The following is an 18,467-nucleotide window of genomic DNA, read 5'->3' on the forward strand; positions in this document are numbered from 1 at the left end:
CGTGCCGACGCGATCACGACAGACTGTGCGGCGTGGAACGGGATCGCAGGTGGGTGGACAAGGGTGAGGCGATCGGGCACGGCGTGAGCTGGCTCGCGCGGTGGAGTCTGCGGGTGGCGCTGGCCGCGCTCGGCTTCTGGATGGTCCTGTGGCTGGTCGGGCAGCTGTGGGTGGTCGTGATGCCCGTGCTGCTGGGGTTGCTGATCACCACGGTGCTGTGGCCGCCGGCCCGGTGGCTGATGTCGAAGGGGCTGAACTCGGCGCTGGCGGCGTCGATCGTGCTCGTCGTCGGGCTGGCGGTGCTGGTCGGGGTGATCGCGGCGATCTCGTCGTCGATCGCGTCCGGTGTCCCGGAGATCGCGCAGAGCGCGCAGGACGCCCTGACGCAGCTGCAGGGCTGGGCCGCGGGGCCGCCGCTGAACCTGCGCGACACCGACCTCGACCGGCTCATCGCCCAGGGGGTGGAGCAGGTCAGGTCGAGCATCGGGTCGATCGCGAGCGGGCTGCTGACCGGCGCGGGCGCGGTGACGTCCGGTGTGGTGACCGGGCTGGTGGCGTTGCTGCTGGCCTTCTTCTTCGTCAAGGACGGCATGCGGTTCACGCCGTGGCTGCGCGGGATGATCGGGGAGCGCGCGGGCGGGCACGTCACGACGGTGCTGGAGCGGATCTGGGTGACGCTCGGCTCGTTCATCCGCAGCCAGGCGATCGTGTCGCTGATCGACGCGGTGTTCATCGGGCTCGGCCTGGTGATCCTCGGGGTGCCGCTCGCGGTCCCGCTGGCCGCGCTGACGTTCCTCGGCGGGTTCATCCCGATCATCGGCGCGTTCGTGGCCGGTGCGCTGGCCGTGCTGGTGGCGCTGGTGAGCAACGGGCTGACCACGGCGGTCATCATGCTGGTCATCGTGATCGTGGTGCAGCAGGTCGAGGGCAACGTGCTGCAGCCCATCCTGCAGTCGCGCAGCCTGCGCCTGCACGCGGCGGTCGTGCTGCTGGTCGTGACGGCGGGCACGTCGCTGTACGGCATCGCGGGCGCGTTCTTCTCCGTGCCGGTCGCCGCCGCCGTGGCCGTCGTCCTGCGCTACCTGGGCGAGGTCATCGAGGCGCGGTCTGTAATGGTTACGTCACAAGTCGACGGGGATGAACCGGTGGAGACCGAACGTTCTCCTGAGTGACACACCGAGCAGAGGAGAACCACTGTGACGGAGAAGGCTGTTCTCGCGGGCGGCTGCTTCTGGGGCATGCAGGACCTGTTCCGCCGCCACCCCGGCGTCGTCTCCACCCGCGTCGGCTACACCGGCGACCCGAGCACGCCGAACGCCACCTACCGCCGCCACGGCAACCACGCCGAGGCCATCGAGATCGTGTTCGACCCCGAGCAGCTGAGCTACCGGCAGATCCTGGAGTTCTTCTTCCAGATCCACGACCCGTCGACCCGCAACCGCCAGGGCAACGACATCGGCGCCAGCTACCGGTCGGCGATCTTCTACACCGATGACGCGCAGAAGCAGGTGGCGGAGGCGACCATCGCCGACGTCGACGCGTCCGGCAAGTGGCCGGGCAAGGTCGTCACCGAGGTCACCCAGGCGACCGAGTTCTGGGAGGCCGAGCCGGAGCACCAGGACTACCTGGAGCGCTACCCGAACGGGTACACGTGCCACTACGTGAGGCCGGAATGGCAGCTCGGCGAGAGGTAGAGATCGTCGCGCTGCACGTCTCACCCGTGCACGCCTACGAGGGCCGTCCGTCGGACGGCCCTCGCGCCGATCCCGAGCCCGTTTCCCGCGACCACGTGGAGGTCCGCGCCGGGCTCGGGATCGTCGGCGACCGCTACTTCAACCACCCCGCGCACCGCAACGCCGCGGTCACGCTGATCGCGGCCGAGTCGCTGGCACCGTGGCCGGTGGATCCGCTGCTCGCCCGGCGCAACGTCGTGGTCAGGGGGTTCGACGTGGACTCACTCCCGCGCGGCACCGTGTTCAGCCTCGGCGACGTGCGGTTCGAGGTGCACCGGCCCGCGAACCCGTGCGCCTGGATGGACGCGGTGATCGCGCCGGGTGCGTTCAAGGGCCTGCGCGGCAAGGGCGGCATCCGGTGCGTGCCGCTCGACGACGGGGTGCTGCGCGTCGGGGCAGCGGCATTGGCGATCATGAGCGCATGAAGTGGTTGCGCCGCAAGCCGACGATCATCACCGCCGTCGGTCTCGTCGTCGTGCTCGCGGCGGTCGCGGCCCTGTGGAACGTCAGCAGTTCGCGCACCTTCCAGTTCTTCGGTGAGCTGGTCGACCGCGTCGAGACCACGGAGAAGGTCGTGGCGCTGACGTTCGACGACGGGCCCGACCCCGCCCGCGCGCAGCAGGTGCTCGACGTGCTCGGCCAGGAACAGGTCAAGGCCACGTTCTTCCTCATGGGCCGCGATCTGGAGAAGCACCCCGAGCTCGGCAGGAAGATCGCGGACGCCGGTCACGAGATCGGCAACCACACCTACGACCACAAGCGAATGGTCGGCGTGCTGCCGAGCACGGTGGCCAGGGAGATCGAGGACACCGACGCGCGGATCCGCGAGACCGGTTACCGCGGCGAGATCCACTTCCGGCCGCCCAACGGCAAGAAGCTCTTCGCGTTGCCGCACTACCTGAGCGAGCACCACCGCAAGACGATCATGTGGGACGTGGAGCCGGACTCCGCGGGCACGCCCACCGCGCAGCAGATCGAGCAGGACGTCCTCGACCGCGCCAGGCCCGGCTCGATCATCCTGCTGCACCCGATGTACGCGAGCCGGGAGCAGACCCGGCAGGCGCTCAGGCCGGTCATCGGCGGGCTGAAGGAGCGCGGCTACCGGTTCGTCACCGTGTCGGCGCTCCTGGCCGGTGCCTGAGTCAGATCAGGTCGGCCAGCTGAACCCGGCGCAGGAACTCGCCACGCACCCGGTCCGCCACCGCGTTCACGACCTCGGCGCCGTCGGACGACGGGTCGACGTGCACCCGGAACGGCGGCTTCGCAGCGTCCACAACGGACACGATCGCGTCCGCGACGGCACCGGCGTCCGCCCACGACGGCTCCAGCTCGGCGAGCCGGGCGCCGACCTGGTCCATCAGACCGGGGTAGAGCTCCTCGTAGGCGGCGGCGACGGCACCGTCGGCCGGCGTGCCGCTGTGCGCGAAGTGGTTGGTGCCGCGGGTGAACGCGCCCGGCACGACGATCGTGGTCTCGATGCCGAACCGCAGCAGCTCGGCGCGGTAGGAGACCGCGACGGCGTCCATCGCCGCCTTGGCCGCGAAGTACGGCGCGAGGTACGGGGGAGTGCCGCCGCGGGTCGAGCTGGAACCCACCCACACGACGTGACCGGAACGCTGATGGCGAAGGTGCGGCAGTACGGCACGGTTGACCCGTTGCGTGCCAAGGACGTTGACGTCGTAGAGGGCCGCGTACTGCTCCGGCGTGAAGGCCTCGGCGGGGCCGGTGACCATGTGGCCCGCGTTGTGCACCACCACGTCCAGCCGACCCTGCTCGGCGATGATCCGCGCGATCGCCGCGTCCGCCGACTCCTGCGACTGCACGTCGAGCTCGACGGCGTGGACCGCGACGTCGTTCGAGGCACCGAACGCACCGAGCTCGGCGACCGCGGAAGCGTTGCGGCCCGTGGTTTCCCGCATGCCCGCGTAGACCGCGTGCCCGGCCAGGGCGAGGCTGCGCACGGCCAGTGCGCCGAACCCGCTGGACGCCCCCGTGACGACGACGACCTTGCTCATCAGATGATGCCTCCGTTCGCACGAACGACCTGACCGTTGATCCAGCGGGCCGGGCCCGCCAGGAACGAGATGACCTCGGCGATGTCCTCCGGCGAGCCGATGCGCTCCAGCGGCGCCTGCTTCGCCAGGGCGTCGATCGTCGCCTCGTCCTTGCCCTGCAGGAACAGGGCCGTGGCGGTGGGGCCGGGGGCGACGGCGTTCACGGTGATGTCACGGCCGCGCAGCTCGCGGGCCAGGACCAGGGTCAGCGCCTCGACACCGCCCTTGGTCATCGCGTAGGCGCCGTACTGAGGGAAGCGCAGGCCCACGACCGACGACGAGACGTTGATGATGGCGCCGCCGTTGCGCAGCCTCCGTGCGGCCTGCTGGGCCACCACGAAGGTGCCGCGGGCGTTGGTGCGCTGCACGCGGTCGAAGACTTCGAGGTCCATGTCCGCGACCGTGCCCAACGGCATGATGCCCGCGGAGTTCACGACGACGTCCACGCCGCCGAAGGTCTCCGCGGCCAGGTCGAAGGCGGCGGCGACGGCGGTCTCGTCGGCCACGTCCGCCTGCGCGGCGATGGCCTGGCCACCCGCCGCCCTGATCTCGTCGACCGCCTTGCCGGCTTCGGTCTGGTTGCCGGCGTAGACGATGACGACGGCCATTCCGTCCGCGGCGAGGCGCTCGGCGGCTGCCCGCCCGATGCCCCTCGATCCGCCGGTGACGATCGCAACGCGAGTCATGTCGGTGCTCCCAACTGGCGTTTCCGGTGATAACGCAATCAACGTAGCACCGATATCGAATCAACGCTACCCAGGATGTGTTATCGTCGTTACATGGACACGAGGGAGCGGTTGGTGAAGGCCGCGGCCGAGCTGCTGATCGAGGGCGGCAAGGAAGCCGTCTCCACGCGCGCGGTGGCGGCGGCGGCCGGTGTGCAGGCGCCGACGCTGTACCGGCTGTTCGGGGACAAGGACGGCCTGCTCGACGCCGTCGCCGCCTACGGCTTCGCCGACTACCTCGCGACCAAGCACGCGATGGGCGCGAGCGACAACCCCGTCGACGACCTGCGCCGCGGGTGGGAGCTGCACATCGGGTTCGGCCTGGCGCGGCCCGCGTTCTACCTGCTGATGTACGGCGAACCGCGCAAGCGGGCGGCGCGGGTGGAGGCGGACGCGATGCTGCGCGAGATCATCAGCCGCATCGCGGCGGTGGGCCGGTTGACGGTCCCGGTCGGGCAGGCCGCGGAGTTCGTCCACGCGGCGGGCGTGGGCGTCGTGCTGTCGCTGATCGCGACGCCGGAGGCCGAACGCGACCTGGAGCTGATCACGTTCTCGCGCGAGCAGGTGATCAGGTCGATCACGACCGACGCCTCACCGGACGAGCCGACCGACATCCCCAGCCGGGCGATCGCCCTGCGGGTGGCACTGGAGGAGGACCCGCCCCTGATGCTGTCTCCAGCGGAACGGGCCCTCCTGGCCGAGTGGCTCGACCGAGTGGCCAAGTGATCAGGCGTTCGGGTCGAACGGGATCCCGGCCGGCTTGGCGTTGGCCAGGTTGTAGCTGAACGCGCTGTCCTTGATCGCCAGCGACGCGTGGCCGAAGTCGGCGTTGACCAGGATGTCGCGCACCCCGGCCGGGAACCGGTCCCAGCTCACCAGGGCGGGGTACTGATAGACGCCGTAGTGGTTCTCGGCCGGCTCGTTGAAGCCCGCGAGGCGGAAGCAGTGCGTGCTGGCCCCGTCCTTGTGGTAGATGATCTTCGCGTGGGTGCCTTCCCAGTCGGCCTTGTCGCGCGAGTAGGTGTGGAACTTGCCGTGCGCTGACGTCGACACGTACTGGGCCACGTCGTTCTGCACCCAGATGACCACGTGCTCGATGTCGTGCCGGTGGCCGCAGCAGTCGATCAGCGGCACGGCCTGGTCCTTCTCGAAGTACAGGTCGTACAGGTAGGCGCACCAGCCGTTGTTGCACTTCGACCGGCTGTAGGAGTTGGTGTTGTCCAGGTCGGACCGGTCGTGGCAGTTGCCGTTCAACGCGCCCGAGTTCTTCAGTCCCGTCGCCACCTGACCGGTCGGCGAGATCGCCGGGGTGGGGTAGCAGCCGTCACCGTCGTAGTCGAACGCCGGTTGCCACTTGCCGTCGTCCGCCGTGAAGTTGGCGGGGATGGCCTGCGGTGGGTCGGCGAGCGCGATGCCGGGGAACAGTGCGGTGATCAGGAGCGCGCCGGCCAGCGCGGGTAGGAGCTTCTTCCTCAACAGTGGCCTCGTTTCCGATTGAGCAGGGGTGCGGAGAGGCTTGCGAGGCAGAAGGTGGTACATGAACGGCGTTCACGTCCAGCCAGTTGGCCAAATCTTCGCCGAACCGGGAAGTTCTGCGGTGGTGAGGTTGCGTGCTGTCTGCGAACGTTCACCTGGCCGAACGCGGCCTCCATGAGCTGAGGCGCAACTAACAAGACCCCCGATGTGCATGCTCATACATCGTCGTGCATAATTCTCAACGTGTCCAAGGTGCTCACTTCACTTCCCGCCGGCGAACGCGTCGGCATCGCCTTCTCCGGTGGTCTCGACACCTCCGTCGCGGTCGCGTGGATGCGTGAGAAGGGCGCGGTGCCGTGCACGTACACCGCGGACATCGGTCAGTACGACGAGCCTGAGATCGACACGGTCCCCGGCCGCGCCGGCACGTACGGTGCCGAGATCGCGCGCCTGGTGGACTGCCGGTCGGCGCTCGTCGAGGAGGGGCTCGCGGCGCTGGCGTGCGGCGCGTTCCACATCCGCTCCGGTGGCCGCGCGTACTTCAACACCACCCCGCTCGGGCGTGCCGTCACGGGCACGATGCTCGTGCGCGCCATGCTCGACGACGACGTCCAGATCTGGGGCGACGGCTCCACCTACAAGGGCAACGACATCGAGCGGTTCTACCGCTACGGCCTGCTCGCGAACCCGTCGCTGCGCATCTACAAGCCGTGGCTCGACGCGGCGTTCGTGACCGAGCTCGGTGGCCGCAAGGAGATGTCCGAGTGGCTGCTGGAGCGCGGCCTGCCCTACCGCGCGTCCACCGAGAAGGCCTACTCGACCGACGCGAACATCTGGGGCGCGACGCACGAGGCGAAGTCGCTCGAACTGCTCAACGAGGGCATCGAGATCGTCGAGCCGATCATGGGCGTCAAGTTCTGGGACCCGTCGGTGGAGATCGCCACCGAGGACGTGACGGTCGGCTTCGACCAGGGCCGTCCCGTCACGATCAACGGCAAGGAGTTCGGCAGCGCCGTCGACCTCGTGCTGGAGGCCAACGCCATCGGCGGCCGCCACGGTCTGGGCATGTCCGACCAGATCGAGAACCGCATCATCGAGGCCAAGAGCCGCGGCATCTACGAGGCGCCCGGCATGGCGTTGCTCTACATCGCCTACGACCGGCTCGTGAACGCGATCCACAACGAGGACACCGTCGCGGCGTACCACAACGAGGGCCGCAAGCTCGGCCGGCTGCTGTACGAGGGCCGCTGGCTCGACCCGCAGTCGCTGATGCTGCGCGAGTCGCTGCAGCGCTGGGTCGGCGCCGCGGTCACCGGTGAGGTCACGCTGCGGCTGCGCCGCGGTGACGACTACTCGATCCTCGACACGTCCGGCCCGGCGTTCAGCTACCACCCGGACAAGCTGTCGATGGAGCGCACCGAGGACTCGGCGTTCGGCCCGGTCGACCGCATCGGCCAGCTGACCATGCGCAACCTCGACATCGCGGACTCGCGCGCCAAGCTGGAGCTCTTCGCGGGCCTCGGCATGGTCGGCACCCGGCAGTCGGCGCTCATCTCGGCCCAGCCGGAACCGACGAAGCTGATCGGCGAGGTGCCCGACGGCGGCGCCGAGGCCATCGCCTCGCGCGGCACCGTCTCCGCCGCCGACGAGCTGCTCGACTCGGCCGCCATGGAGTCGGGAACGGACTGATCCGGGTCGCTCCCGGCCTCTCTGCCGAGGGGCCGGGAGCCTCGGCCCGCCGCCTTCTGCTAGCTCTTACCCCATGATGGGCAAGGAGAACTGGGCGAGGCCCGCGGTCCTGCTGAACCCGCTGGAAGGCGATCCGACGGACGCCGACAGCCACATCGGCGGTCCGATGCTGTGGCCGATCGACGAGCCGTGGCCGTGGTGCGACGGCGCCCTGCACGACCCGCAGTCGCCGGGGGTCCCCGGCGACCTGATCGCGGGCGTGGGCATGCCGTTCGTCGGCGCGGTGCAGCTCTACCGGCGGGACTTCCCGGAGCTGCCGTTCCCCGACGGGACGGATCTGCTCCAGGTGTTCCTCTGCACGCTGGAGCACAACCTCGACGACTGCTACGGCCCGGACGTGCGGCTGGTGTGGCGCGACTCCACGACGGTCGTCGAACTGATCGAGGAGGAGCCGGAGCCGCCGGTTCAGGAGGAGATCTACGTCCCGACGGTGAACGTGCTGGAACCGATCCGGTTCACCGAGTACGCCCACTCGTTCGACCGTCCGGCGGAGCTGCGGGACGCGGACTGGCCGGAGACGTCGAGCGGCTCCAAGATCGGCGGGTGGACCTGTTGGTGGCAGAGCGGGCCGATCGAGTTCACGTGCCCGGAGTGCGGTTCGCCCCAGCAGCAGATGCTCGCGCTCGCGACCAGCGAGCCCTCCGGTGAGGACGTCGAGTGGTCGTTCGGGCGTGACGGGAACCTGAACATCCTCACGTGCCGCGAGGACGTGCGGCACCCGTTCCGGATGCACATCGACTGAGTTCGCGGCACGGCGGCGCCACGTGGTCCGGTGTGCGCCGCCACGTCGAGCAACGGGTCAGGACCGCCGTGGAGCGGCCAGCGCGGCCACGCCCGCCAGAATCATGAGCAGGATCGCGGCGAACCAAGTCATCACGGTGGTGGCGCTCAGGAAGCGCGTCGCGAGGCCGATCGACAGCGACGGCACGCTCATCCCCAGGTAGGCGACGAAGAACAGCCCCGCCAGCGCCTCTCCGCGCTGCGCGGGCGCGGTCGCCGCGGCGACCACCCCGATCGCCGCCTTGAACTGCACGCCCGCGCCGATCCCCGCGATCGCGCCGCCGACGAGGAACAGCGCGAAGCTGGTCGCGTACATGCCGGTCACCACCAGCAGCACCCCGCTCGCCTGGGCGCTCAGGCCGAGCGTGCGCCGGGCCGCGAGGGACAGACCGCCGGTGAGGGTCTGGGCGAGCGCCGCGCCACCGAACACGGTGAACACGACCAGCCCGGCGAGCGTCCGCGACGGGTGGTGCAGCTCGCCGGCCACGAAGCCGGGCGAGACGGACGTGAACACCCCGAACACGGCGAACGCCGAGAACGCGCCCAGCCCGGCCGCGCCGTGGCGCGCGCTGATCCGTTGTGGACGGTAGCGGACCTGGCGGCGCGCAACGGTCTCCGGGATGAGCGCCACCGCGATCATGCTGGCGACCAGCAGGACGGCCAGCACGACGTACGGGGTGCTCAGCGGCGAGTCCGCGTACTGCGCGAGCAAGCCGGCCACCAGCGCGCCGACGCCGAGGCCACCGATGTTCGCGGCGGTGGAGACGATCTCGAAGCGGTGCGCCGGGGCGTCCGGGCGGTGGCGGGCGTGCAGGTCGGCCAGGTACGCCGTCGCGGTGGCGGCGATCATGCCGACGCCCAGGCCGTTGACGACGCGGGCGAGGATCAGCACGGGCAGCCCGGTACCGCTGAGGAACAGCAGTGCGGACACGACCTCGAGGCCCAGCGCGGGGACGAGGACCGTCTTGCGGCCCACCCAGTCCGACACGTGGCCGGCGAGCAGGAGGCTGATCACGACGCCGGCCGCGAAGGCGGCGAACACGACCGTGATGGCGAACGTCGAGAAGCCCTCGCGGGCGACGTAGAGCGGGAAGAGCGGCGCCGGGACGGTCGAGTAGGCCATCGCGGTCATGAACGCCACCGCGACCACCCAGAAGCCGATGCCGTGCCGCCGGCCGGACACCGGTCGCCGGGCGGCTCGTGATTCGAGGAGCAAGGACATGCCACCACCGTGCGCGCCACGAAGCATCACGTCCAACGAAAGTTGCAGCTCGTGATCATCACTTTCTGAGATACTCGCAGGTGTGGACCTCCGTCAGCTGGAGTACTTCGTCGCGGTCGCCGAGGAGGGCGGCTTCACCCGCGCCGCCGCCCGCGTGCACGTCGTGCAGTCCGCGGTCTCGGCCGCGATCAAGACCCTCGAACGCGAGTTCGGCACCACCCTGCTGGACCGCAACTCCAAGCGGGTCCTGCTGACCGACGCCGGCGAGGCGCTGCTGCCGAAGGCCCGAGCGGTCCTCGACGCCGCCACCGAGGCCAGGACCGCCGTCGCCGCGGTCAAGGGCGCGATCACCGGCACGGTCCGGCTCGGCACGCTCACCGCGATGACCCTGATCGACCTGCCCGCGCTGCTCGGCGAGTTCCACCGCCGTCACCCCGGCGTGCTGGTGCGCACGAGTGCGGCGACCTCGGGGTCGCAGGGGCTCGTCGAGCGGCTGCTGGACCGCGAGCTCGACCTCGCGTTCGTCTCGCTGCCGGGCGAGGTGCCGGCCGGGATCACCCTCGACGAGCTGGCCTGCTCGGTGATGGACCTGGTGGTGCCCGACGACCATCCGCTGGCCGTCCGGTCCGAGGTGCCGATCGGCGACCTCGCCGGGCTGGACTTCATCGACTCACCGGTGGGCTACGGCAACCGGGCCGTGGCGGACCGGGCGTTCGCGGCGGCGGTGGTGCCGCGGCGGGTCACCCTGGAGATGTCGGACATCTTCACCGGCGTCGACTACGTGCGGCACGGTCTCGGCGTCGCGCTGCTGCCGAGCTACATCCTCGGGAACGCGCGGGGCGTCAGCACCCTGAAGGTCACCGGCGCGGACCTGAGGTGGCCGCTCGGACTGGCCAGGCCCTCCGGCCGCGCGCCCACCGCCGCGGCCAGGGCGTTGATCGCGGTCGTGCACGAGGTCTTCAACCGCGATACGCCTCGCACGCCAGCGTGACCAGGTCGCCGAGGTGCTGCGGCGGCTGGTCCTTCCACCACGCGAGCCACACCGCGATCGGCGGCGCGTCCTTCACGGCCCGGTAGGCCACGCCGGGGCGCGGGTTCAGGTTCGCGGTGGCCTCCGACGTCATGCCGACGGCCTGCCCGGCCGCGATCAGCGTCAGCCACTCGTCGACGCCGTGCGTGTTGCGGACGACGGCGGGCGCGGTGCCGGGCTGCCAGAGGTCCAGAGTGGTCGTTCCGGTCCGGTCGTCGACGGCGATCCCGTACCGCGAGAAGTCCGCGAGCGACAGGGAACGCTTGCGCGCCAACGGGTTGTCCGTGGCGACCACGCCGTAGCGACGTTCGGTGCCGAGCAGCGCGGTCTCGAAGCGGGGATCGTCCAGGGCCCTGCGGACGACCGCGACGTCCGCGGTGCCCTCGGCCAGGCCCGCGGTCAGCGAGTTCGACTGGACGAACACCAGCGGCAGGCCGGGATGCGTTGCGGCCCAGGCCTTCTGCACGCGCCGGGTGTGCCTGCCCAGCGCCGACCAGGCGTAGCCGATCCGCAGTTCGGTCAACGACTGCGCGGCGATCCGGCGCAGGTGCGCGACCTCGTCCAGCACTCGCCGAGCGCCGGCGAGCACCTGGGTGCCCGCGGCGGTCAGGGCGACGTGCCGGGTCGACCGCTGCAGCAGCCGGACGCCCAGCGAGGACTCCAGTGCGGCGACGGCCCGCGACACCGACGCCTGGGTGAGGTCGAGCTCCCGCGCCGCGTCGGTGAACGTGCCCGCGTCCACGACCGCGACGAACGCCCGCAACTGCCGCAGATCCATGCGTTCAGCGTATAACCGCAACGGCTCATGCATTTCCCGCATCAACGACCGGAACCGCAGGCTGGGCGGTGTGAAGAGCCTCGGTGGATTCGCCACGATGACCGCCAGCGCGGCCAGCAGCCAGCTCGGTGCGGCCGTGGGCGCGCACGCGTTCGCCACGATCGGCCCGGCCGGTGTGGTGGCGGTGCGCCAGTTCGTGGCGGCGGCGGTGCTGCTGCCGGTCGCCCGGCCCGATCCGCGCAGGTTCACGTGGGCGCAGTGGTGGCCGACGGTCGCGCTCGGACTGGTGTTCGCGACCATGAACCTCACGCTCTACACGGCGGTCGACCGGATCGGTCTGGGCCTCGCGGTCACGCTGGAGGTGCTGGGACCGCTCGCGGTCGCGCTGGCCGGGTCCCGCACCCGGCGCGACTTCCTGTTCGTGCTGATCGCGGCCGCCGGCGTCTACGTGCTGGTGCTGCCCGGCCCGAGCAGCGACTACCTCGGCATCGGCGCGGGCCTGCTCGCGGCGGCCTGCTGGGCCGCGTACATCCTGCTCAACCGCCTGGTCGGGCAGCGGCTGCCGGGGCTGCAGGCGCCGGCCGCGGCGACCAGCGTGTCCGCGCTGCTCTACGTGCCGGTGGCGGCCTTCCTGATCGCGCGCGGACAGTTCACCGGCGCGGCGGTGCTGTACGCGATCGGGGCCGGGGTGTTCTGCAGCGTGGTGCCCTACGCGGCCGACGTGATCGCACTGCGGAAGGTGCCGCCGCGGTTCTTCGGACTGGCCTGCAGCGTGCACCCGGTGCTCGCCGCGCTCGCGGGGCTGATCCTGCTGGGGGAGGCACTCGCGTTCCACCATTGGGCCGGAATCTTGCTGGTGGTCACCGCCAATGCACTCGCCGTCACTTGCTCGAAGTGGCCTGGATCACCTAGCGTGCAGTCCGAAACGTGAATCCCCTTCACTTAGTGGGGTGTGCATGCGGACTGCAGTCATGACGGTCGTCGCCGCACTCGTCGGAGCGGCCCTGGTCGGCGGGCCGTTCGCGTGGGCGGAGCCCGAGCCGTACCTCGTCGGCCGCGGCATCTCCGACGTCACCGGCCCGGCCGCCGAGAACGGCATGATGGGCTACTCGAAGTTCGGCCAGAACACCACCGGCATCGCCCAGCGGCTGCGGTCGCGGGCCTACGTCGTGGTCGACCGCGCCACGAACAAGCGCGTCGCGTACGTCAACGCCGACCTCGCGATGATGTTCCGCGCGGTCCAGGAGGGCGTGCTCGCCAAGCTGCAGGCCAAGTACGGCAACACCTACACGCGCGAGAACCTGCTGCTGTCCGCCACGCACACGCACAGCGGCCCCGGCGGCTACTCGCACAACCTCGCCTACAACCTCTCGATCCTCGGCATGCAGCCGCAGGCGCTCGCCGCCGTGGTCGACGGCATCACCGAGTCGATCGTGCAGGCGCACGAGGACCTCAAGCTCGGTTCGATCAGCCTCGGCATCGGCGAGCTGACGAACGCGTCGGTCAACCGGTCGCGCGTCGCGTTCGAGCTCAACCCCGACAAGGCCGCGTTCCCGCAGGGCATCGACCCGCAGATGACCGTGCTGAAGTTCAGGCAGTCGGGCAGCGAGGTCGGCGCGATCAGCTGGTTCGCCACGCACAACACGTCGATCACCAACGCCAACACGCTGATCAGCCCGGACAACAAGGGATACGCCGCCTACCAGTGGGAGCACGACGACAAGGGCGTGCGGTACCTGGACAACGCCGCGGGGTTCGTGGCGGCGTTCCCGAACACCAACGCGGGCGACATGTCGCCGAACCTCAACCTGAAGCCGGGTTCCGGGCCCACCGAGAACGAGTGGGAGAACACCCGCATCATCGGTGAGCGGCAGAACCGCAAGGCGCAGGAGATCTACCGCGGACCGCAGCAGGCCGTGAACGGCGGCGTCGACTACCGCATGCGGTTCGTGGACATGTCGGCCGTGCAGGTCGACGGCCGGTTCACGCCGAACGGGCAACCCGGCACCACGTGCTCGGGAGTCGTCGGCGCGTCGACGTTCGCCGGCAGCGTCGAGGACGGCCCGGCGATCCCCGGCTTCGAAGAGGGCATGCAGTCACCGTGGAAGAAGCTGTTCGACCCGTTGCAGATGGAGGTTCCGCAGTGGCTGCGGGACTGCCAGTTCCCGAAGGCGTCCGTGGTGCCGACCGGTCTGATCGGTGCCACGCCGGACGTCGTGCCGCTGCAGATCGTCCGCATCGGACAGTTGCACCTCGTGGCGGTGCCGGGTGAGGTCACCATCACCGCGGGCCTGCGCATCCGCAAGGCCGTCGCGGGCGAGCTCGGCGTACCGCTGCAGAACGTGCTGATCCAGGGCTACGCCAACGACTACAGCCAGTACGTCACCACGCCGGAGGAGTACGACTCGCAGCAGTACGAGGGCGGCTCGACCATCTTCGGCCGCAACACGACGCCCGCCTACCAGCAGGAGTTCGGCAAGCTCGCCGCGTCGATGAGGGCGGGCACCGCGCTGCCCGCCGGCCCAGTGCCGGGCAAGCCGCCGTTCACCGAGATCAACCTGCAGACCGGCGTGGTGCTCGACGACAAGCCCGCCGACAAGAAGTACGGCGACGTGCTGACCGCGCCGAAGTCGTCCTACACGCGCGGCGAGACCGTCACCGCCGTGTTCGTCACCGGGCACCCGAAGAACAACCTGCACCGCAACGGCACGTTCCTCGAAGTGCAGCAACAGGTCAACGGGCAGTGGGTGCGCGTCGCCGACGACGGTGACTGGTCCACGCGCTACCGGTGGGAACGGATCGGCGTCGCGTTCTCGAACGCCACGATCACCTGGCAGATCCCGCCGGACACGCCCGCGGGCACCTACCGGATCGTGCACCACGGTGACGAGAAGAGCGGCTGGACCGGCAAGATCACCGGCTTCACCGGCGCCACCGCGGCCTTCACCGTCAGCTGAGCAGCTCGCCGCCCGCGGCGGTGGCGAGATCGGGGCCGAAGGCGGCCGCGGGCGTGTACGCCCCGGGCTTGCCTTCGCCCCGGACGAGCCGGGCCGCGATCTCCGCGGACACGGCGGCGGTGAAGCCCATGGCGTCGCCGATCCGCAGCCAGCCCTCGCGGCTCGTGCCGTCGGGCCAGGTGACCACCGCGTGGCCCCAGGAGTGCTTCCTGGGGCCGGGCGCGGCCTTGACCCTGGTGCCGGCCATGCGGCGGATCATCGAGCGGCGCAACGGTTCCAGCGCCAGCAGTCGTCCGGCGAACGGGAGCACGGCACGCACCACGGGTGACGCCGGCATCATCGCGGTGGTGATGACGACGTCCGGCGCACCGCTGGCACGCTGGGCGGCCAGCAGCTCCGCGGACGGCGCTTCGGAGGAGGTGACCTGGTCGCCGTCGGGCAGGAGCAGGCGCTGCGAGCCCGCGCCGAGGCGTGACCTGACCAGCCTGCCGTCGCGGTAACGGCGCCCGCCGGTCACCAGGACGTCGATGATCGACGCGGCCAGCGCGGTGCCCAGCAGACCGTCCTCCACGGCCACCGAGGCCAGCGCGTCGACCCGCACCTCGGCAGGAGCCGGACGGCCCTCGCACAGCGCCGCCACGACGGCTTCCGTTGCCAGCACCCCGAAACCGGCGCCGGTGACCAGGGTGCTGCCCGCCGCCGTGGCCTCGTCGTGCAGGCCGAGCAGCCGGGTGACGGCGGTCAGGTCCGCGGCCTGGTCGAGGTAGTGGCCGCCGCCGCGCAGGCACGCGCGAGCGATGGTCGTCGCGGACTCGGCGTAGCCGCCGATGGTGTTGATGACGACGGCCGGCCGCTCCCGTTCGACCGCCGCCGCGATGCCGTCCGCGGTGTCCGCGATGACGACCCGCAGCCCGGTGTTCTCGGCCATCTCGCGCAGGCGGTCGCCCTCCCGGCCCACCAGCACCACGGTGTCGCCTCGGTCGAGCAGGCGAGCGGTGACGGCGCGGCCGACGCGGCCCGTGGCGCCCAGAACCCAGATGCTCATGTGTTGCCCCTCAGAGTGATGTCTCAGTGTGTCGTCACCAACGCTAGCACGGTGACGACACACTGAGACATCACTGTTAGGCTTGGTCGTGGCCAGGTGGGATCCCGGAACCGAGGACCGTCTCCGGCGGGCGGCGTTGGAGCTGTACGCGGAGCACGGGTACGACAACGTGACGATCACGCAGATCGCCGAACGCGCCGGCATCACGCGCCGCTCGTACTTCCGCTACTTCCCGGACAAGCGCGAGGTCCTGTTCGCCGGGGCGGACCAGTTGCCGCCCGTGATCGTCGACGCGGTGCTCGCCTCGGGGGAGGAGGCCGCGCTGGCCGTCGCACTCGACGCGGCCCGGCACGTCGGTGGCCTGCTCGTGGCACGCGCCGAGCAGACGGCCGAACGGCGCGCGGTGATCGAGTCGAGTCCTGAACTGCGGGAACGCGAGCGCAGCAAGGCCGCGGCGATCACCGCGGCGCTCGCGGACGGTCTGGTGCGGCGCGGAGTGGCGGCCGGGGAGGCCCGGCTGGTGGCCCGGCTGGTCGCGGTCGCGTTGCACGAGGCGTTCGAGCGGTGGATCGACACGGGCGAGGACTTCGCGTCGTGCCTGGACGCGGTCGTCGCGTCGATCCGGGAGGTGCTTTATTCCCCCGAGCGGTGAGGGGGTCATTACGTTGTGCACGATTTAATCGCGCACTAGCTTTTGTGGTGTTCACCCCGGAACGCCAGGAGGAAGTCATGAAGCGCCCAGTGCTCGAGCCCGCCGCCGCCGAGTTCGCCGCCGCCACCGCCCAGCCGCCGTTCCTGTTCGAGCTCGCACCGGAGGAGGGCCGCAAGGCCGTCGACGAGGTGCAGTCGGGTGAGGTCGCCAAGCCCGCGATCGACGAGCACTGGGTCGAGCTCGACGGCTTCCGCGTCCGCGTGGTGAAGCCGGCCGGTGCCGACGGCCCGTTGCCCGTCGTGCTCTACATCCACGGCGCGGGCTGGGTCTTCGGCAACGCCCACACCCACGACCGCCTGGTCCGCGAGCTCGCCGCCGGCGCGGGCGCGGCCGTGGTCTTCCCGGAGTACTCGCTCTCACCGGAGGCCCGCTACCCGGTCGCGATCGACCAGAACTACGCCACCGCGCGGTGGATCCTCAGCCACGGCGCCGACTTCGGCCTCGACGCGACCCGCCTCGCGGTGGCCGGCGACTCGGTCGGCGGCAACATGGCGGCCGCGCTCACGTTGCAGGCCAAGGATCGCGGCGACGTCGCGCTCAAGGCGCAGGTGCTCTTCTACCCGGTGACCGACGCGTCCTTCGACACCGACTCGTACCTGCAGTTCGCCGAGGGCTACTTCCTGCGCCGCGACGGCATGCAGTGGTTCTGGGACCAGTACACGACGAACCCGTCCGAGCGCGCCGAGATCACCGCGTCCCCGCTGCGCGCCACGACCGAGCAGCTCGCCGGTCTGCCGCAGGCGCTGGTGATCACCGCCGAGGCCGACGTGCTGCGCGATGAGGGCGAGGCCTACGCGGACAAGCTGCGCGAGGCCGGGGTGCCGGTCACCGCGGTCCGGTACGCCGGTGCGATCCACGACTTCGTGATGCTGAACGCGTTGCGCGGCACGCACGCCGCCGAGGCCGCGATCGGCCAGGCGAGCGCGTTCCTGCGCAAGGCGCTCAGGGACTGATCCGCCTGGTGCTCTCGACGTGGAACGGCGTGCCCTGCTGACAGGTGGTCATCCCGCCCGGCTCGGCCCGCCCGGTCACCTCGATCTGGGCGCCGGCCACCGCGATCGCGGGGTCGGCGCCCAGCAGCAGGTACTGGGTGGTGCCGGTGTCGAGGACGACGCAGCCCGACTCGACGCCGCCCGCCACCGTGCCCCGCACCGTCATGTCACCCGTGGACGCCCGTGACAGCGTGGGGGAGGGCGTCGGGTACGAGGGAGGCTGCGGAGACGGGACGCTCGCCGTGGACGAGTGGACCGCCGTGGAGCCGGCCGGAGGAGCTTCGGGCGGTGCCTGCCGTCCCGCACAGGAAGCCAGCATCAGGCACACCAGCACGGCAGCGAACCCGCGCATCGAACGTCACCTCCGGTGGACCACCGCGACCGGGCACGGCGCGTGGTGGAGCACAGCGTGGCTGACCGAGCCCAGAATTGCACGCTTCACCGTCCCACGGCCGTGGCTGCCCACCGCGATCAGCGCCGCCCCGTCAGCCGCCTGGAGCAGTGCGCGGGCGGGTGCGTCGAACGCGACCTCCTGCGCCACGTGGACCTCCGGGTGCCGGGCCCGGTGCGGTGCGAGCTGTTCGTCCAGCAGCTTGGCGAGGTCGACGCGGATGTGGTCGAAGTCCTGCTCGGGCAGCTCGGCCCAGCCGACGTCGCTCCACGCGTGCACGGCGAGCAGTTCACGGCCGTGCCGGGACGCGAACGCGAAGGCGAACTCGATGGCGTCCGTGGAGGTCTCCGAACCGTCGACACCCACGACGACACGCCCGTCCACCGGACCGGAACGGGTCACGACGACGGGACGGCCGCCGATCGACACCAGTTCGGCGGCGGTGGAACCCAGGAACATCTCCGCGATACCGGTGCGGCCGGACGAACCGAGCACCAGCAGCTCGCCCTCCTCGGCGGCGAGCACGTCGACCGGGCGGCCCAGGCCGACGCGGGTGTCGAGCTGGAGCTCAGGCCAGCCCCGCCGCAGCTCCAGGGCCAGCTCGGCGAGGTGGTCCTCGGCGGCGTGGCGCATGGTCTCCTCGGTGACGAACTCCGGCACCGGCGTGGACATCGGGGTGAAGACGGGCTCGGGCAGGGGTGCGTGAACGGCCTGCACGACCCGCAGGGCCGCACCGCACCGGGAAGCCTCCTCGGCGCCCCACAGGGCGGCTCGCCGCGAGAGGCCGGAACCGTCGAAGCCGACCACGACCGTGGACATGAGA

The 18,467-nt window shown here is 70.8% G+C and carries 20 protein-coding genes; 12 read left to right on the forward strand and 8 right to left on the reverse strand.

Annotated elements, in window-relative coordinates:
• The first annotated feature begins 32 nt into the window (after positions 1-32).
• Genes ACWEIJ_RS13825 through ACWEIJ_RS13840 form a run of 4 tightly spaced genes read left to right on the forward strand, consistent with a single transcriptional unit; the run spans position 33 to position 2,874 of the window.
• Entirely contained in the window at positions 33-1,172 is a 1,140-nt protein-coding gene (locus ACWEIJ_RS13825; protein ID WP_449837500.1) for an AI-2E family transporter, read from the forward strand.
• Between the two features lie 24 nt (positions 1,173-1,196).
• Positions 1,197-1,694 (forward strand): peptide-methionine (S)-S-oxide reductase MsrA, encoded by a 498-nt coding sequence (gene msrA / locus ACWEIJ_RS13830; protein ID WP_109643025.1) that lies wholly within the window; start codon positions 1,197-1,199, stop codon positions 1,692-1,694.
• Positions 1,673-2,158 (forward strand): MOSC domain-containing protein, encoded by a 486-nt coding sequence (locus ACWEIJ_RS13835; protein WP_449837501.1) that lies wholly within the window; start codon positions 1,673-1,675, stop codon positions 2,156-2,158. The genes msrA and ACWEIJ_RS13835 overlap by 22 nt, the downstream gene beginning before the upstream one ends.
• A complete protein-coding gene (locus ACWEIJ_RS13840) occupies positions 2,155-2,874 on the forward strand; it encodes a polysaccharide deacetylase family protein (RefSeq protein WP_449837502.1) in 720 nt (239 codons plus the stop codon). The genes ACWEIJ_RS13835 and ACWEIJ_RS13840 overlap by 4 nt, the downstream gene beginning before the upstream one ends.
• A gap of 1 nt (position 2,875) precedes the next feature.
• On the opposite strand, the gene ACWEIJ_RS13845 is transcribed toward ACWEIJ_RS13840, so the two are convergent.
• The gene (locus ACWEIJ_RS13845) at positions 2,876-3,748 is read right to left on the reverse strand and encodes an SDR family NAD(P)-dependent oxidoreductase (RefSeq protein ID WP_449837503.1); all 873 of its coding nucleotides are present in this window, start codon (positions 3,746-3,748) and stop codon (positions 2,876-2,878) included.
• Complete coding sequence (locus ACWEIJ_RS13850) at positions 3,748-4,473, reverse strand: SDR family oxidoreductase (protein WP_449837504.1); 726 nt, start codon at positions 4,471-4,473, stop codon at positions 3,748-3,750. The genes ACWEIJ_RS13845 and ACWEIJ_RS13850 overlap by 1 nt, the downstream gene beginning before the upstream one ends.
• 93 nt (positions 4,474-4,566) lie before the next feature.
• On the opposite strand from ACWEIJ_RS13850, the gene ACWEIJ_RS13855 reads away from it, so the two are divergent.
• Entirely contained in the window at positions 4,567-5,238 is a 672-nt protein-coding gene (locus ACWEIJ_RS13855; protein WP_449837505.1) for a TetR/AcrR family transcriptional regulator, read from the forward strand.
• Here the strand turns inward: ACWEIJ_RS13855 and ACWEIJ_RS13860 are convergent, their stop codons facing one another.
• Positions 5,239-5,988 (reverse strand): NPP1 family protein, encoded by a 750-nt coding sequence (locus ACWEIJ_RS13860; RefSeq protein ID WP_449837506.1) that lies wholly within the window; start codon positions 5,986-5,988, stop codon positions 5,239-5,241.
• Between the two features lie 243 nt (positions 5,989-6,231).
• On the opposite strand from ACWEIJ_RS13860, the gene argG reads away from it, so the two are divergent.
• Both argG and ACWEIJ_RS13870 read left to right on the forward strand, forming a co-directional pair.
• Positions 6,232-7,677 (forward strand): argininosuccinate synthase, encoded by a 1,446-nt coding sequence (argG, locus tag ACWEIJ_RS13865; protein ID WP_449837507.1) that lies wholly within the window; start codon positions 6,232-6,234, stop codon positions 7,675-7,677.
• Between the two features lie 73 nt (positions 7,678-7,750).
• A complete protein-coding gene (locus tag ACWEIJ_RS13870) occupies positions 7,751-8,479 on the forward strand; it encodes a hypothetical protein (RefSeq protein WP_449837508.1) in 729 nt (242 codons plus the stop codon).
• Between the two features lie 57 nt (positions 8,480-8,536).
• Here ACWEIJ_RS13870 and ACWEIJ_RS13875 read toward each other — a convergent pair whose 3' ends face one another.
• A complete protein-coding gene (locus ACWEIJ_RS13875) occupies positions 8,537-9,739 on the reverse strand; it encodes an MFS transporter (protein WP_449837509.1) in 1,203 nt (400 codons plus the stop codon).
• 82 nt (positions 9,740-9,821) lie between these two features.
• Here ACWEIJ_RS13875 and ACWEIJ_RS13880 point away from each other — a divergent pair, with 82 nt between their 5' ends.
• Positions 9,822-10,730, forward strand: coding sequence for a LysR family transcriptional regulator (locus ACWEIJ_RS13880; RefSeq protein WP_449837510.1), 909 nt, complete (start codon positions 9,822-9,824; stop codon positions 10,728-10,730).
• Here the strand turns inward: ACWEIJ_RS13880 and ACWEIJ_RS13885 are convergent.
• Entirely contained in the window at positions 10,699-11,547 is an 849-nt protein-coding gene (locus ACWEIJ_RS13885; protein WP_449837511.1) for a LysR family transcriptional regulator, read from the reverse strand. The genes ACWEIJ_RS13880 and ACWEIJ_RS13885 overlap by 32 nt on opposite strands.
• Before the next feature lie 70 nt (positions 11,548-11,617).
• Between ACWEIJ_RS13885 and ACWEIJ_RS13890 the strand changes: the two genes are divergently transcribed.
• Together ACWEIJ_RS13890 and ACWEIJ_RS13895 are read left to right on the forward strand one after the other, a co-directional pair.
• On the forward strand, positions 11,618-12,478 hold the full coding sequence (locus tag ACWEIJ_RS13890) for an EamA family transporter (RefSeq protein ID WP_449837512.1): 861 nt from the start codon (positions 11,618-11,620) through the stop codon (positions 12,476-12,478).
• Positions 12,479-12,503: 25 nt separating this feature from the next.
• Positions 12,504-14,504, forward strand: coding sequence for a neutral/alkaline ceramidase (locus ACWEIJ_RS13895; RefSeq protein WP_449837513.1), 2,001 nt, complete (start codon positions 12,504-12,506; stop codon positions 14,502-14,504).
• Here the strand turns inward: ACWEIJ_RS13895 and ACWEIJ_RS13900 are convergent.
• Positions 14,497-15,549: a saccharopine dehydrogenase NADP-binding domain-containing protein gene (locus tag ACWEIJ_RS13900; RefSeq protein WP_449837514.1), complete on the reverse strand. Its 1,053-nt coding sequence runs from the start codon at positions 15,547-15,549 to the stop codon at positions 14,497-14,499. The two genes, ACWEIJ_RS13895 and ACWEIJ_RS13900, sit on opposite strands and share 8 nt — an antisense overlap.
• A gap of 88 nt (positions 15,550-15,637) precedes the next feature.
• Between ACWEIJ_RS13900 and ACWEIJ_RS13905 the strand changes: the two genes are divergently transcribed.
• Both ACWEIJ_RS13905 and ACWEIJ_RS13910 read left to right on the forward strand, forming a co-directional pair.
• On the forward strand, positions 15,638-16,201 hold the full coding sequence (locus tag ACWEIJ_RS13905) for a helix-turn-helix domain-containing protein (protein ID WP_449837515.1): 564 nt from the start codon (positions 15,638-15,640) through the stop codon (positions 16,199-16,201).
• A gap of 77 nt (positions 16,202-16,278) precedes the next feature.
• Positions 16,279-17,214, forward strand: coding sequence for an alpha/beta hydrolase (locus tag ACWEIJ_RS13910; RefSeq protein ID WP_449837516.1), 936 nt, complete (start codon positions 16,279-16,281; stop codon positions 17,212-17,214).
• On the opposite strand, the gene ACWEIJ_RS13915 is transcribed toward ACWEIJ_RS13910, so the two are convergent.
• Together ACWEIJ_RS13915 and ACWEIJ_RS13920 are read right to left on the reverse strand one after the other, a co-directional pair.
• Positions 17,204-17,605, reverse strand: coding sequence for a hypothetical protein (locus tag ACWEIJ_RS13915; protein ID WP_449837517.1), 402 nt, complete (start codon positions 17,603-17,605; stop codon positions 17,204-17,206). The genes ACWEIJ_RS13910 and ACWEIJ_RS13915 overlap by 11 nt on opposite strands.
• Before the next feature lie 6 nt (positions 17,606-17,611).
• Positions 17,612-18,463, reverse strand: a complete 852-nt coding sequence (locus tag ACWEIJ_RS13920) for a universal stress protein (RefSeq protein WP_449837518.1) — start codon at positions 18,461-18,463, stop codon at positions 17,612-17,614.
• Positions 18,464-18,467: the final 4 nt, after the last annotated feature.

The sequence above is a fragment of the Lentzea sp. NPDC004789 genome, from assembly GCF_053601075.1.

Excerpts from the sequence above, each read along its gene's own strand:
- ACWEIJ_RS13840 (WP_449837502.1), top strand. The coding sequence starts at position 2,155 with ATGAAGTGGTTGCGCCGCAAGCCGACGATCATCACCGCCGTCGGTCTC.
- ACWEIJ_RS13850 (WP_449837504.1), bottom strand. The coding sequence starts at position 4,473 with ATGACTCGCGTTGCGATCGTCACCGGCGGATCGAGGGGCATCGGGCGG.
- ACWEIJ_RS13910 (WP_449837516.1), top strand. The coding sequence starts at position 16,279 with ATGAAGCGCCCAGTGCTCGAGCCCGCCGCCGCCGAGTTCGCCGCCGCC.
- ACWEIJ_RS13845 (WP_449837503.1), bottom strand. The coding sequence starts at position 3,748 with ATGAGCAAGGTCGTCGTCGTCACGGGGGCGTCCAGCGGGTTCGGCGCA.
- ACWEIJ_RS13870 (WP_449837508.1), top strand. The coding sequence starts at position 7,751 with ATGATGGGCAAGGAGAACTGGGCGAGGCCCGCGGTCCTGCTGAACCCG.
- ACWEIJ_RS13855 (WP_449837505.1), top strand. The coding sequence starts at position 4,567 with ATGGACACGAGGGAGCGGTTGGTGAAGGCCGCGGCCGAGCTGCTGATC.
- ACWEIJ_RS13875 (WP_449837509.1), bottom strand. The coding sequence starts at position 9,739 with ATGTCCTTGCTCCTCGAATCACGAGCCGCCCGGCGACCGGTGTCCGGC.
- ACWEIJ_RS13920 (WP_449837518.1), bottom strand. The coding sequence starts at position 18,463 with ATGTCCACGGTCGTGGTCGGCTTCGACGGTTCCGGCCTCTCGCGGCGA.
- ACWEIJ_RS13915 (WP_449837517.1), bottom strand. The coding sequence starts at position 17,605 with ATGCGCGGGTTCGCTGCCGTGCTGGTGTGCCTGATGCTGGCTTCCTGT.
- ACWEIJ_RS13900 (WP_449837514.1), bottom strand. The coding sequence starts at position 15,549 with ATGAGCATCTGGGTTCTGGGCGCCACGGGCCGCGTCGGCCGCGCCGTC.
- ACWEIJ_RS13835 (WP_449837501.1), top strand. The coding sequence starts at position 1,673 with ATGGCAGCTCGGCGAGAGGTAGAGATCGTCGCGCTGCACGTCTCACCC.
- ACWEIJ_RS13885 (WP_449837511.1), bottom strand. The coding sequence starts at position 11,547 with ATGGATCTGCGGCAGTTGCGGGCGTTCGTCGCGGTCGTGGACGCGGGC.
- ACWEIJ_RS13895 (WP_449837513.1), top strand. The coding sequence starts at position 12,504 with ATGCGGACTGCAGTCATGACGGTCGTCGCCGCACTCGTCGGAGCGGCC.